The organism is Moorella sp. E308F, assembly GCF_006538365.1.
GTDB lineage: Bacteria > Bacillota > DSM-521 > Neomoorellales > Neomoorellaceae > Neomoorella.
The window spans coordinates 1-13,095 of sequence record NZ_BJKN01000003.1 but is presented as its reverse complement, the minus strand read 5'-3'; the positions used below and the strand labels follow the sequence as shown (position 1 = coordinate 13,095).

Annotated in this window: 15 protein-coding genes; 1 reads left to right on the top strand and 14 read right to left on the bottom strand. The window is 45.9% G+C overall.

Annotation, left to right across the window (positions count from 1 at the left end; translation table 11 throughout):
- Positions 1-132: 132 nt before the first annotated feature.
- The 12 genes from E308F_RS12645 to E308F_RS12590 form a co-directional block, all read right to left on the bottom strand.
- Positions 133-1,296: an IS3 family transposase gene (locus tag E308F_RS12645; protein ID WP_141265309.1), complete on the bottom strand. Its 1,164-nt coding sequence runs from the start codon at positions 1,294-1,296 to the stop codon at positions 133-135.
- 33 nt (positions 1,297-1,329) lie between these two features.
- Positions 1,330-1,743 carry a MerR family transcriptional regulator gene (locus tag E308F_RS12640; protein WP_141265308.1) on the bottom strand — a complete coding sequence of 138 codons (414 nt, stop codon included), beginning with the start codon at positions 1,741-1,743 and terminating at the stop codon, positions 1,330-1,332.
- A gap of 138 nt (positions 1,744-1,881) precedes the next feature.
- Positions 1,882-2,319, bottom strand: a complete 438-nt coding sequence (locus tag E308F_RS12635; protein WP_141265307.1) for a (R)-mandelonitrile lyase — start codon at positions 2,317-2,319, stop codon at positions 1,882-1,884.
- A gap of 18 nt (positions 2,320-2,337) precedes the next feature.
- Positions 2,338-2,865, bottom strand: a complete 528-nt coding sequence (locus E308F_RS12630; protein ID WP_141265306.1) for a flavodoxin — start codon at positions 2,863-2,865, stop codon at positions 2,338-2,340.
- A complete protein-coding gene (locus E308F_RS12625) occupies positions 2,858-3,547 on the bottom strand; it encodes a DUF4405 domain-containing protein (RefSeq protein ID WP_141265305.1) in 690 nt (229 codons plus the stop codon). The genes E308F_RS12630 and E308F_RS12625 overlap by 8 nt, the downstream gene beginning before the upstream one ends.
- 15 nt (positions 3,548-3,562) lie before the next feature.
- On the bottom strand, positions 3,563-4,192 hold the full coding sequence (locus E308F_RS12620) for a flavodoxin (RefSeq protein WP_141265304.1): 630 nt from the start codon (positions 4,190-4,192) through the stop codon (positions 3,563-3,565).
- Between the two features lie 96 nt (positions 4,193-4,288).
- A complete protein-coding gene (locus E308F_RS12615; protein ID WP_141265303.1) occupies positions 4,289-5,191 on the bottom strand; it encodes a permease in 903 nt (300 codons plus the stop codon).
- Complete coding sequence (locus E308F_RS12610; protein ID WP_141265302.1) at positions 5,184-6,248, bottom strand: DUF362 domain-containing protein; 1,065 nt, start codon at positions 6,246-6,248, stop codon at positions 5,184-5,186. The genes E308F_RS12615 and E308F_RS12610 overlap by 8 nt, the downstream gene beginning before the upstream one ends.
- Positions 6,249-6,344: 96 nt before the next feature.
- Positions 6,345-6,830, bottom strand: coding sequence for a flavodoxin (locus E308F_RS12605; RefSeq protein ID WP_141265301.1), 486 nt, complete (start codon positions 6,828-6,830; stop codon positions 6,345-6,347).
- A gap of 135 nt (positions 6,831-6,965) precedes the next feature.
- Positions 6,966-7,829, bottom strand: coding sequence for an aldo/keto reductase (locus E308F_RS12600; protein WP_141265300.1), 864 nt, complete (start codon positions 7,827-7,829; stop codon positions 6,966-6,968).
- A 142-nt stretch (positions 7,830-7,971) separates the two neighbouring features.
- Complete coding sequence (locus E308F_RS12595; protein ID WP_141265299.1) at positions 7,972-8,532, bottom strand: nitroreductase family protein; 561 nt, start codon at positions 8,530-8,532, stop codon at positions 7,972-7,974.
- Between the two features lie 47 nt (positions 8,533-8,579).
- Positions 8,580-9,050: a flavin reductase family protein gene (locus tag E308F_RS12590; protein ID WP_216364549.1), complete on the bottom strand. Its 471-nt coding sequence runs from the start codon at positions 9,048-9,050 to the stop codon at positions 8,580-8,582.
- 354 nt (positions 9,051-9,404) lie between these two features.
- On the opposite strand from E308F_RS12590, the gene E308F_RS12585 reads away from it, so the two are divergent.
- Positions 9,405-10,634 (top strand): IS110 family transposase, encoded by a 1,230-nt coding sequence (locus tag E308F_RS12585; RefSeq protein ID WP_141265298.1) that lies wholly within the window; start codon positions 9,405-9,407, stop codon positions 10,632-10,634.
- A gap of 142 nt (positions 10,635-10,776) precedes the next feature.
- Here E308F_RS12585 and E308F_RS12580 read toward each other — a convergent pair whose 3' ends face one another.
- Together E308F_RS12580 and E308F_RS12575 are read right to left on the bottom strand one after the other, a co-directional pair.
- Positions 10,777-11,979, bottom strand: coding sequence for an iron-containing alcohol dehydrogenase (locus E308F_RS12580; RefSeq protein ID WP_141265297.1), 1,203 nt, complete (start codon positions 11,977-11,979; stop codon positions 10,777-10,779).
- Between the two features lie 163 nt (positions 11,980-12,142).
- The coding region (locus E308F_RS12575) for an iron-containing alcohol dehydrogenase (protein WP_141265296.1) at positions 12,143-13,095 on the bottom strand (953 nt) is incomplete at its 5' end.

Sequence of the window (13,095 nt, the reverse complement as noted above, 5' to 3'; positions counted from 1 at the left end):
TGTAGTGCTCCCCGTTGTCAAGACATTTTTTTGAAAAAATTAAGCTATACTATCCTCCCTTCTTCTTTATTGCAAGTTGCCATATTTGTTGATAATTGCCATTTATCTATGGCTTTTACCTGTTATTAGTTGTTACATGGTGACTAATGTAGTCTCTGCAAGCTTGAGCTGACCGAAATATAAGTCTGCCGGTTTTTGGTGGTTAATGGCCTGGTGTGGCCTCTCAAAGTTGTATTCGTCAATATAGGTCCGTACCGCCCGGTATACTTCCCGGGGCTTCCGGTACTCTTCGTAATAGATTTTTTCCCACTTCAGATTCCTGAAAAACCGTTCTGTAATGGCATTGTCGGTTGCCCGGCCTTTGCCGTCCATGCTGATCTGTATCCCGTTTCTTTTTAAAAGCTCAATGTACTCGCTGCAGGTAAAGTGGCTGCCCTGGTCGCTGTTAATGATTTCCGGCTTCCTCACTGCCAGCGCTTTCTTAAGCGCTCGCATTACAAATGACCGCTCCAGTGTTTGGGATAATTCCCAGCTCACTATATAGCGTGAATACCAGTCGATTATGGCTACCAGGTACATAAAACTGCCTTTCATCCGGATATAGGTGATGTCGATACCCCAGATGTGGTCGGGCCTTTCGGCCTTCACGCCCCTCAGCAGATAGGGATATGTATGGTTTTGATGATTTCGCTTGCTCAGGTTGGGACCTGGGCATAACCCGGCTATCCCCATCCGGCGCATTAGCCGCAGCACGCGCTTTTTATTGACTACATAGCCCATATCCCTTAACACTGCCCGGATCCGCCTGTAGCCGTAATGCGGCCAACGGGTGTAGATCTCGTCTATCTGGTGCATTAGCTCGATGCCTTTGTCTGCTTCCTCCGATGGCTTGTAGTATATGCTGGTGCGGTTGACGTCTAAAAGTTCCGCCTGCCTCTTTACTGAGATTTCGGGGTGATGACGCTCCACCATTTCACGTCTTTCGACGGCGCTCGTTGAGTTCAGCAGATTTTTTTTCAACCAATTGACCTCTATGGTCAACTGGCCGATCTGCTTGATCAGTTCCTCCTTCTCGGCTTCATACTGCTTTCTCATCTTTTCCAGTTCGCTGGCGCCGCGGGTGAAAAGGGAAGGGAGGTTCTCTATGGCCTCAGCCTTCCATCGGTGTAGCTGGGTGGGGTGGACTTCGTATTGAGCAGCGATCTCGGCTACTGTCTTCTCCCCACGGAGCATTTCCAACACGATGTTTGCTTTTTGTTCAGCTGTAAATTTTTTTTCTCTTTTCCATGTCACCATTATAGCTTAATTTTTTTGTTTTTGTGTCTTAACCTATGGGTCCATTATACGTCTTTTCATGTTGTGCGCCAATCCTTTTAACTTGTTTTCTGCCGGGATAAGCTTAGTTTCATATTGTTCGATTTTAAAATTTAGCCTTTCCAGCGCTCTCGCCATTTCTTCAATGCGGGAAAGAAGTTTCTCCCGTTGCTCGATAAGGATTTGTTTTCTGGCCTCTATAGTTTCGTCGCCTTGCTGGACCAGTGTAACATACTCAATCAGCGTTTCAACTTGAACACCTGAGCTGCGCATACATTTAATGAATTCAATCCACTTACAGTCTTCCTCCGTATAATCCCGGATACCGCTTTCGTTGCGATTTACCCTGGGAATCAGTCCAATACGCTCATAGTAGCGGAGTGTATCCGGTGAAAGCCCAAATTTTTTGCTTACTTCCGCAATCGTCATGTGGTTTCACCTCCAATGTTCAATATTATTTAATACTTGGAGTTAACTCTAGGTCAAGGGTTTTAAAATAGTAGCACTACCCGTGCCGTGCTACTATTTTAAAAAACGAAGCTTCTAAATCAAGTTTGCCCTAATATATTATGCCTCTTCTTCTATTTTAAGTCGCAAATAATATTCATCAGAAACAGGTTCCATCCATTCAACTTCACCCTTTTGAGAATTGGTTGTAATCGCGATATGAGAAAGCCAACTATTTTGAGTCGCTCCATGCCAATGTTTCACATCCGGCTGGATTTTTACAACGTCGCCTTCTTTGATTATCTTTACAGGCCGGCCTTCTTCCTGATAATAGCCTCTTCCTCCGGTAACAAGCAAAATCTGTCCGCCAGGATGTTTATGCCAATTATTCCTTGCACCCGGCTCAAAGTTAACATTATAGATTGGACAATTAAAGATGCTGTCGTTAGAAACCAGCGTTTCAACCCAGGTCCTTCCTATGAAATATTCACTTGCAACTTGTTGCCCCTTTGGAAAAATTATACTGCTGCCCAAGTTTCTTGGTTCGGTTTTGTCCATTCTTATTTCCCCTTTCGCTTATGATATACCAAGTCTCTTAAGCCAGTCTGCAACATCTTTGTCTGCTTTGTTAACATTACTTCCTCGAATGGCTAAACCGGGCAGTACCTTGGCATTCGGACAAAGTTTCTTGATGTCGCGCTCACTACTTCCCATTCCGCTGCCTTCATGGGTGCAAAATGGAACAATGGTCTTTCCCGCAAAATCGTAAGACTCTAAAAATGTGAATACCGCCATCGGCATCGTTCCCCACCAATTGGGGTAGCCGAGGAAAATCACATCATAAGAACTTATGTCTTCTAGCTTATTTGCAAGCTCTGGTCTGGAATTCTGCCTTTTTTCTTCCTTTGCTACTTCTGTTGTTTCTGTATAATCTTCCGGATATGGCTTTACTGTTTTAATTTCAAACATATCACCACCAGTTAGTTCTTGTATTTTTTTTGCTATTACCTCTGTGTTCCCAATCGGCAGGTTAATGATCCTTCCGCTGACATAGTTGTTGCCCTTCCGGGAAAAGTAGGCAATCAAACATTTTGCATCACTCATTTGTTACTTTTCCCCATTTCTTTAGCAGCTTGCAACCATAACAGGCAGTTGCTATGTAAATTCCCATGACAGACAAATATGCGATAAAAAAGGCGGGTGCCGCTTTCTCAAAATCCCAATAACTGAAGGTGAATTGCATCGTTAGCTTGGAGCCGATATCGAGGTCAAAAGAGGATTTCATCCCGTAGAGGACGACAAGAGCTACCAGCATACGAATTATAATAATTCGAGTACGGCTTTGGGTGGCTATGCCCGTCATTCTCCTTATTATACCCATTATCATTGCCCAATGCGTCCCTAGGTGGACGGACATGAGAATCAATCCCCAGTTGGCTGCGAAGGTATGAAGCCGTCGCACGGTAAAGCTAAAGCCTCCTTTTATCCTAAGAAAGGCAAAAAGGTCACGAGAAATCAGGAGGCCGGTCATCATCAAAAGCAGCATGACCACTAGAAGCAGCAGATTGGTTGCAGTGCTTAGTGCCCGGCAAACGGTATACCTGCCCTTGAAGATCGAGCCATACCAGCGGCGGTTGAGCAGATTGTGGACGAACAACAACACAAACATCGTAACACCGATTAATTCATGCACTAGATTACCGGTCATCTGATAGGCCATTGCCACCAGCATAAGGACGGTCATGGCAAGATCAATCGATAGTCGAAAGTTCATCTTACGATCCATAGAGCGCTTTTCTCCTTATTCAGCCATGCCGATTTTATGCAGCCAGTCTGCCACGTCCTTTTGTGTTTGTGCAGACCTCACATTGGAGCCGCGGATCGCTAACCCGTCCAGTAGCGTAGAATTTGGACAAAGCCTAGCGATATCGCGAACACTGTTGCCCAGACCGCTGCCCTCGTGGGTGCAGAAAGGGATAATGGTCTTACCGGAAAAATTATATTCTTCTAAGAAGGTAAATACCGCCATCGGCATAGTACCGCACCAATTGGGATAACCGAGGAAGATCACATCGTAGGACTCCATGTTCTCAACTCTTGTTGCAAGTTTCGGTCTATAGTTGCTTTCTAGTTCCTTTCTTGCTTGCTCCACGCATGCATTATAATCGGTAGGATATGGATCTACAGTCACTATTTTAAAAATATCACCTCCAACGCTCTCGTGAATTAGATTAGCAATTACCTCAGTATTGCCGGTACGTGAGAAATATGCTACAAGGATTTTGTTTTCTTTTTTGCCCGTTGCAGAAGATTGCTGCCCCTGTATATTACTATTGTTATCACTGCCGACCGTGTTATTGGTTGTTCTTCCGCAGGAAGCAATGGAGAGACACATAATCAATATTAGGGTTAGTGTCAATATTTTCTTCATCCTATTTTCCTCCCTTCTTGTACTATAGAGTTAGTTTTAATTAGCTCCAAAATTAATCCCTCCTGTAGTTAACACTATCGTGTAGATTTATCGTCCTTAGATCCATAAGTCTATCAACAGACCTGTTATAAATGCAAACGTTACGGTATATAACAGATAAAGAACAAACCGCCTGATACCTAGGACAATCTTGACCGCCCCAAGATTAGTGATTTTTGTGGCTGGGCCTGTAATCATAAACGCCGCGGCTGCCCCGATGCTCATTCCGCTTTGCAACCATTCCATCAGTAACGGAATGGTTCCTCCGCCGCACACATACAGGGGCACGCCGATTGTCGCCGCCATCAGAACTCCAAAGCCCCGCTGGTTTCCAAAAAGACTCGCAAACGCATCTGCAGGCACATAGCGCTGGAACATTACAGAGAGGACGATGCCAAGCAGAAAATACACTCCTGTTGCCTTGATGTTTCTAAAGATGTTTTTCAGCAAGCGGAGCAGCATGTTGGGGTCTGTGTCTTGGCTTATCGGTTCCGCGAAGCTGGAGAAATCAAAGAACCCTTTATCCCGGTAAAAGAACCGGATGCAAAGCCCTGCCACGATCCCGCAAATAAAGCAGGATACAAAGCGTATGATAAGCACGGTCCTACCAAGCGCGGCACTGTAAATGAGAAGCTGTGGGTTTAGCAGGATAGAGCTCATCATAAAAGCTGCCAGCCAATCATCTCTCATACCCTTTTGGGAGAACGAAGCAGCGATAGGAATTGTTCCATACATGCAAAGGGGCGAGGCGATCCCGAGCAAGCTTGCCGGGACTACCCCGAATGCCCCAAGTTTTTTATTTTGCATTGCAACAAGCAACTTATGGATTTTTTCCTTGCCAAATACTGAGATCATGGAACCTATCACAATTCCAAACGTCCAATAAGGAGCTATTTGCTCAAGCATAACGGTGAAGTAATACCATAGATAAATAAATTCACGATTGAGCACATCAATCATCAATTCTCACCAGTTGATATGCCTGGCTGCCAAGACCTATCTCTTCCGCATAATCCAACGTATGGATGCCGTTTCTGGATTCGATGCGCTCCACCAGCGACTGCCCATCAGGAGCTGAGTAAACAAGATCTACGCAGGCTTTATCTAACGCCACCGGGTCCAGTGATCCAAGAATGCCGATGTCATGCATATCCGGTTCTGCGGGGCTTGGATCGCAATCACAGTCTACCGATAAACGGTTCATAACATTTATATACAAAATATTGTCACCCAAGTCGTCAGCAATAGCTTTTGCAGCCTCCGCCATAGACTCTAGAAACGCCTCCTGCGGGGTTCTGAAACTGAGAGCAAAGTCACTAGTTTTATCGGTGGCTCCGGCTGTATGAATCAACACTTTTCCACCGGCTGATGCAATACCGATTGCCATGTTTTTTATTGCGCCCCCGAAACCAGCCATGGCATGTCCTTTGAAGTGGGATAGGATGATAAAGAAATCATAATTCTTGTAATGAGAACCCACTTTGACTTCCCTTAAATGTTTTCCATTTGTGACAGGCAAACTGACGGAGCCGTCCGCATCCATGATATCTACATCAGCAATGGCGGTAAACCCATGATCTTTTGCAACTTGAAGATGCATTGCTGTGCTGGCGCGGGAGCCGCCGTAAGCCGTGTTACACTCCACGATGGTACCGTTTACATACTGGACAAGGTCTTTTATGAGGTCGGGAGAAAGGAAGTTTGTGCCCCCGGGCTCACCCGTGTGAATCTTTACAGCTACCTTCCCGGTTGCCTCGCGGCCTAAAGCTTTGTAAATAGCCATTAAGCCCTTCGGGCTGATATCAGTGGTCATATAGACCTTCGGCGTTTCACCCCTTGCTTCATCCTTATCAGTACCCGCTTGAGATTCATTAGCCGCATTGTTACTTGCCGTCTGCGACGTTTTACTCTCCGAGGCGCTTTTATCCGGACTATCTATAAAATTTGTTCCACATCCTGTTATAAGAAAAAATAACAGAATGGCGGACAATAGAATAATATAGATTCCTCTTTTCATCTCCAGGTCCTCTCCTTTCTTTGGTTTGAATTTCTTTTCACTTTTTTCAACGCGGGTTATAGTAACCCTCCTACTACGGATCGTTAACAACCCTTTTCACTGGGTAATGCCTATTTTGAGCAGCCATTGGGACACCTTGGCTTGTGCATCTCCTGCACCGCTCCCATATATTACAAATTCCTCCAGGATGGTTGATTTAGGGCATAGCTTCACAATATCACTAATTATTCGCCCCATACCCCCTCCGCCGTGGGTACAAAAGGGCACGATGGTTTTTCCTGACAAATCATATTCAGATAAAAATGTTGCAACTGGCGGGGCTATCGTACTCCACCAATTGGGTGAACCAACAAAAATTATGTCATAAGATTCAATGTGATCGATTTTTGTTTTTAAGGGAGGCTTATATCCTGCCTGTATTTCTTTCTTTGCTTGTGCCACAACCTCATTGTATGAACTGGGATAGGGCACTTCAGGCTGTATCTCAAAAATGGTTCCACCAATCTCCTTGTGAATTAGATTTGCAATTTTACGCGTGTTTCCGGACCAGGTAAAATATGCAATAAGGATTTGTTTAGCCATATTCACACCCTCCTTTAAACCACATCCCAGGAATCCGCTTCTGTACCAGTACCCGTTGTAGTAGTGGTTGCCACAAAGAGAGGGGGTTGCGTTACCTTTCCCTTTGCCGCTTCCGCTGTGGATGTAGTCCCACTACTATATATCAAATTTAAATGTGCCAAGCCGTTTCACGGTTTCCGGATCATTATGGGATAAGAACAGGCTCTTTTTTGTGTCCAGTGCTGCAATCTTTTCCACATCCTCTTGACTTAATTCAAAGTCGAATATACCAATGTTTTCGATCATCCTTTCTTTGTGCACAGTTTTCGGTATTGTGACTATCCTTCTTTGAACCAGCCAGCGCAAAATCACCTGGGCAACCGTTTTATTGTACTTTTTGGCTATAGATACCAAAACTTCATTCTGAAAGATGTTGTTCCTGCCTTCTGCAAAAGGACCCCAGGCTTCTGGCTGGACATTGCATTTCTTCATGAACTCGATGCTTTCTGTTTGCTGGTAGAAGGGGTGTATTTCAATTTGATTCACAGCAGGAACCACCTCGTGGTGAACTATTAAATCCATCAAACGGTCTGGTTGGAAGTTACTGAGTCCAATTGCCCTGACTAATCCTTCACGATAAAGCTCCTCCATAGCCCGCCAAGCACAATGCACATCGCCAAACGGTTGATGAATCAAGTAAAGGTCGATATAGTCAAGCTGAAGCCTTTTAAGCGATTTTTCAAATGCTTTCTTGGTCGTCTCATAGCCCGCGTCTTGTATCCAAAGTTTTGTAGTAATAAATAGTTCTTCTCTTTTTACTATACCTTCCTCGATTGCCCTCTTAATAGCCTTGCCAACCGCTTCTTCATTCATATAGGCGGCTGCAGTATCGATTAAACGATAACCAACCATTATTGCATCATAAACACACTGTTCACACTGCGTTAGGTCGGTAATTTGATAAACGCCGAAGCCCAGTATAGGCATCTCAACACCATTGTTCAGAACTACCTTTTGCATTATTAATTCACTCCTCCATACTGGTATTTATAATGCCGATCATAGCAAACCTGCCTTTCTGCCCCTAAATTCCCCGCAAATGAGTGAAAGCCCCCAACTGCAACCAAGTTGTAGTTCAATGATGCTGTTTCGTATAATGTTGTTACTTATGGTTTCTTCTTTGTGATGTCACACTATGGAATGTTCCACGATGGATATTTTGTAAGGGAATGTCGGCATCCGTGTATGCAGCCTTATTTTCGTCCTTATGGCCCATGGCAACGACACAAAGAACACCGTATTTTTCCGGAATCCCAAGGAGTTTTTGAATTTCTTTTTCCGAAGACGCATTTTGGCCTTCGCGGCCGCGTATGTGGTTCCAGCAAGCTCCGATACCGTGATATTCAGCGGCAAGCAGCAAATAGGTCGCTGCCACCGCCCCGTCCTCAATCCACAGCTTGGACCTGTCACGATCAACAATGACAACTACCGCAACAGTCGCATCTCTAACTGAAAGTGCACCGATTCTCTTGCACCGCGCCAAATCCCGCAGGACTTCTTTGTCTTCCACAACAACAAACTCCACCACTTTCTCTCCCCATGAAGACGGAGCCAAAAGAGCTGTTTTCAAAATCGCATCAAGGGTTTCCTCAGCAATGGGTTCTTCCGTATATTTTCGAATGGAGCGCCTTCCTTTCGCCAGTTCAAGCATGAAATCAGGCATGAAAGACCCTCCTGTTTTAATTTTTTGTTTGACTCCTGCTGCTCCTTTCAGATCAAGCGGTGCTCTCCAAACAGAAGAGGTGGTTCGTCCCTTAAAAGCTTTTCTCTTCTGACTGTTCCCACGTAGATGATGTGACTCCCTGCCTCGAAGCTGCTGGTTTTATCACACTCAAAGTACGCTATGGTTCCTTCTGGGATAGGAAGGTTCCCCTCGCTCATCGTGTAGGAATACTTTTTGAATTTGTCAGTTGTTCTACCAGAGACGCTACCGAAGTACTCTGCCACTTCCTTTGCTTCTTTTCCGAGCACACAAACGGCGAAGGAATCCGTTTTGTCGAGGAGTTCTCTCGTGTATCGCGTTTTCTCTATAGAGATAGCTATCATGGAAGGTTGCCGGGAGACTCTCGTCACCCACGCTACTGTGAGCCCATTCAGTTTCCCGTTCACGTTTACCGTAACGATAGTGGTTGAAGTATAGAGCTTTCTATAGGTCTTTCCCAATCTTGCATCCAGATCCATTCTCTCACCTCCCTTGTATGATATGACCAACGGTTAAATTTCCAGTTGGTCATTTATTTTGTCATAAAAAGTGTTTGACCTTTGAGGTATCCTTTGGGACAATCACGGTAGAACCGTGGCGGGGCAGTTTTCTCCCTCCTGCACTTTCAAGTGCTTTTTGAGACTGCTCCCCGGGCCTGACGGCAACCGCTTACGCGCGGGTCGCACGCCCTTTAGAGGTTCTCCCTTCAGCAAGGAGCTACGCACCAGTCTCTTAAGGGTTAGTGCTCATCAGCAAGGTTGCTGTTACGTCAGGTTCCCAGGGATACCCCAATTTTGGTTTGCTATTTCCCCGGGAAAGGAGGTGTTTTTGCTATGGGTAAAACCCTTTTTGTCGGTATCGATATAGGGTCCGACACCAATGTGGTCCGCATCCTCGACGATACCGGTAAAGATGTCTGTAGTTTCAACGTTTCCAACGACCTCCCCGGGGCCGAAAGGCTTGTGGAAAGGATTGTTGCGGAAGCTGAGTTACTTAATGCTGATAAGGTTAAGATTGGCATGGAAGCTACTAACCTGTATTGGTGGCACCTTTCCCAGGCCCTGCATGAGGCTCCTGAACTCTCGGCTTTTGCTACTGAAATAGCGGTGATTAACCCTAAGGTAATTGATGGTTTTAAGCGTATCTACCCGGATATGGCTAAGACCGATTCCTTGGATGCCCGGGTTATTGCTGATTGCTTGCGGTTTGGACGGGTACGTCCAACACCCCCTCCTGATATGACCTATGCTCCTTTGCAACGGCTTACCCGGTTTCGCTATCACCTGGTCAGTAACCTCACTCGTGAGAAGAATAGGGCCCTCAATCTGATATTCCTTAAGTTCTCTACCTACCAGAAGGAGTGCCCCTTCTCCGATTTGTTCGGGCAGGCCTCCCGGGCCGTCGTTGGCAACCTCACCCCTGATGAAATTGCTAATATGCCGGTGGAAGAACTGGTCGATATGATGCTTGAGCACGGTAATAACCGCTTGAAGGATGTCCCGGAGATGGCCAGAGTTATTAAACAGGCGGCCCGCAGTTCCTACCGTTTAAACCCTAAAATGCGGGATGCTGTTGATGTTACCCTGGCCATGTCCCTGGAAACCATCCGCTTCTTTGAAACCCAGCAGAAGAAAATCGACCAGGTCATTGCTAAAGAACTTAAAGCCATTCCCCAAACGTTAGATACTGTTCCTGGTATCGGGCCAGTTTACTCTGCCGGCATTGTAGCCGAAATTGGTGACATCTCCAGGTTTAAGAACCACAATGCCCTTGCTAAATTCGCGGGCCTGACCTGGCGGCAGCATCAGTCCAGCAGGTTTACTGCCGAGGATCTCCCCCTCACCAGGTCCGGTAATTATTACTTACGGTACTACCTCATTGAAGCGGCTAATTCCGTCCGGGTGCGGGAGCCGGAATACGCCGCGTTCTACCGCAAGAAATTTACCGAAGCCAGGCATCATCACCATAAACGTGCCCTGGTCTTGTCTGCCCGCAAACTCGTGCGCATGGTCTTCACGCTGCTGAGTGAGGGCCAAATCTACCGCCAAAGGAGGTTGGGTTAAACTTTCTTTAAAGTTTACTTTTAGTGTTTGTGCTGGCAATTATTGTCTCGGTTTGCCGGCTTGGTTTTTTATTGCCTTTTTTACATTTTGAGACATTAAAATTTCCAGTTCAGGGTCTTGACATTTTACCGCGGGTCTCAAATTACATTGCCATGCGTAGTATTTCCACAATATCTTCCTTGCTCAATGGGGGCTTACCTGGAAGCCTTCCAGCTTCATAACCGAAAACCTCAAGGGTCTTGTCAGCCCAGTGCCGGAGCATATCTTCTGTGATTTCTCCAATTCCTAGCTCAGATAAACGTGTTGGACATCCAATCGAGCGTAGGAATTCCTCAAACCTGTCGATGCCTTCCATGGCAACTTCGAGTGTATCCCTTCCTTCTGCAGACACTTTAAATATACGCTGTGCAAACTGAGCGAAGCGCTCCGGGTTGTGCTTTGCTGCAAAGCGCATCCACGCCGGATTTATCGCTGCCAATCCTGCTCCATGTGGAACATCATAAAGTCCGGAAAGCATATCTTCGATCCAATGGACTGGATAAGCTGGGTTAGTTCCAACCTGTACCCAACCATTTAAAGCAACGATTGAAGCCCACTGAATCTGTGTTCTCGCTTCCAAATCTTGTCCGTTTGCTACAGCCTTAGGCCCCCATTCTAAGATCGTAAGAATTAGCCCCTCCGTAAATCTTTTCTGAATGGGTGTTTTTCCACTCATGCTGTTGAAATAGGGCTCACTCACGTGAGTTATTATATCAACAATCCCGTAGGCTGTGTAATTTTTAGGAACGGTTATTGTAAGCTCAGGATCTGCAATTGCGACACGAGGATAGAGAACTTCAGCCCATGTTACTGTTTTTGTTTTTTCCTCGTCTAGGGTTATTGCTGCGAAGCAATTCATTTCAGAACCAGTGGCTGCTAAAGTGGGAATGGTAATAATTGGAAGCGCTTTTTCAGGAGGTCTTTTTATCTTCCCACCTTGCCTGAACATGCCCCTCAGATCTCCTTCGTAAAAAATGGCTGCCGCAGTAACCTTTGCAGCATCCATCACACTTCCACCGCCCATTCCTATAACCACATCACAGCCTTCTTCCTTAGCCACCTCTGCTCCTCTAATGACTGTCGAGAGCCTAGGGTTTGGCTCAACCCCTAAAAATTCCACTACTTCAACTCCTGCTCTTTCTAAACTTGAAACGGCTCTGTCGAATATGCCCGTTCTTTTCACACTTCCTTTACCGATGACGAGCAACGCTTTTTTACCATACTTACTTATCACTTCCCCAAGCCTTTCCAGAGATCCAACACCGAAAATCAACCTCGTCGGGTTGTAGTACTCAAACTTCATCATCTTTAATACCCCCTGTGTTTTAGATTTTTATCATATCACTAAATAGATAAAAAGCAATATATTTAAAGGGTGATTGAAAATAATCTGCTTGATGCTAAAAATAGAGCTTTCTATAGGTCTTTCCCAATCTTGCATCCAGATCCATTCTCTCACCTCTCTTAAATTACATTGCCATACGCAGTATTTCTACAATATCTTCCTTTCGCAGCGGGGGACGACCTGGAAGCCTTCCTTCTTCATCCCGAAGCACTTTCAGGGTCTCTTCTGCATAACGGAAAAGCATTTCCTCGGTAATTTCTCCAATGCCCAATTCCGACAGGCGCGTGGGACAACCTATGGAACGCAAAAACTCTTCAAACCTGTTAATACCTTCCATAGCCAGGCTCAAGCTATCTTTACCTGTTACCGAAAGACCGAAGATACGTTGAGCAAATTGGGCAAAACGTTCGGGACGGACCCTCGCAGCAAAGCGCATCCAAGCCGGGTTCACGACTGCTAACCCTGCTCCATGGGGGATATCGTAGAGTGCGGAAAGTGTGTGCTCGATCATATGCACCGGAGCCACCATGTTTACGCCTGCCTGTACCCAGCCGTTCAGGGCAACTATCGACGCCCACTGCACCTGAGTGCGCGCTTCCAGGTCACTTCCATCGCTAACCGCCTTTGGTCCCCATTCCAAGACAGTAAGGATCACTCCCTCGGCAAATCTGTCCTGAAGAGGAGTCCCGTCTATACCGTTAAAATAACCCTCGGTCACATGGGTTATTATGTCGCACACCCCAAAAGCTGTGTGATTCTTGGGTACTGTCACCGTAAGTTCAGGTTCCACCACTGCCACACGAGGATAGAGAACCTCGGCTTGAACGAATGTTTTTATCTTTTCTCCTTCATCGTCAATCGTGATCACCGCACCGTTGTTCATTTCCGAGCCAGTTGCCGCCAGGGTAGGTACAGTGATAATGGGAAGAGCTCGCTCTGGAAGTCTGGGCGCTTTTCCTGCCCGCACAAGCATATCCCTGGGATGTCCTTCATAAAGGACTGAGGCTGCAATTACTTTTGAGGCATCCATGACGCTACCGCCACCCATACCTATAACCACATCACATGCTTCTTTTT

Coding starts and splice junctions, on each gene's coding strand:
- E308F_RS12645 (WP_141265309.1), bottom strand. CDS start 1,296: ATGGTGACATGGAAAAGAGAAAAAAAATTTACAGCTGAACAAAAAGCA.
- E308F_RS12640 (WP_141265308.1), bottom strand. CDS start 1,743: ATGACGATTGCGGAAGTAAGCAAAAAATTTGGGCTTTCACCGGATACA.
- E308F_RS12635 (WP_141265307.1), bottom strand. CDS start 2,319: ATGGACAAAACCGAACCAAGAAACTTGGGCAGCAGTATAATTTTTCCA.
- E308F_RS12630 (WP_141265306.1), bottom strand. CDS start 2,865: ATGAGTGATGCAAAATGTTTGATTGCCTACTTTTCCCGGAAGGGCAAC.
- E308F_RS12625 (WP_141265305.1), bottom strand. CDS start 3,547: ATGGATCGTAAGATGAACTTTCGACTATCGATTGATCTTGCCATGACC.
- E308F_RS12620 (WP_141265304.1), bottom strand. CDS start 4,192: ATGAAGAAAATATTGACACTAACCCTAATATTGATTATGTGTCTCTCC.
- E308F_RS12615 (WP_141265303.1), bottom strand. CDS start 5,191: ATGATTGATGTGCTCAATCGTGAATTTATTTATCTATGGTATTACTTC.
- E308F_RS12610 (WP_141265302.1), bottom strand. CDS start 6,248: ATGAAAAGAGGAATCTATATTATTCTATTGTCCGCCATTCTGTTATTT.
- E308F_RS12605 (WP_141265301.1), bottom strand. CDS start 6,830: ATGGCTAAACAAATCCTTATTGCATATTTTACCTGGTCCGGAAACACG.
- E308F_RS12600 (WP_141265300.1), bottom strand. CDS start 7,829: ATGCAAAAGGTAGTTCTGAACAATGGTGTTGAGATGCCTATACTGGGC.
- E308F_RS12595 (WP_141265299.1), bottom strand. CDS start 8,532: ATGCCTGATTTCATGCTTGAACTGGCGAAAGGAAGGCGCTCCATTCGA.
- E308F_RS12590 (WP_216364549.1), bottom strand. CDS start 9,050: ATGGATCTGGATGCAAGATTGGGAAAGACCTATAGAAAGCTCTATACT.
- E308F_RS12585 (WP_141265298.1), top strand. CDS start 9,405: ATGGGTAAAACCCTTTTTGTCGGTATCGATATAGGGTCCGACACCAAT.
- E308F_RS12580 (WP_141265297.1), bottom strand. CDS start 11,979: ATGATGAAGTTTGAGTACTACAACCCGACGAGGTTGATTTTCGGTGTT.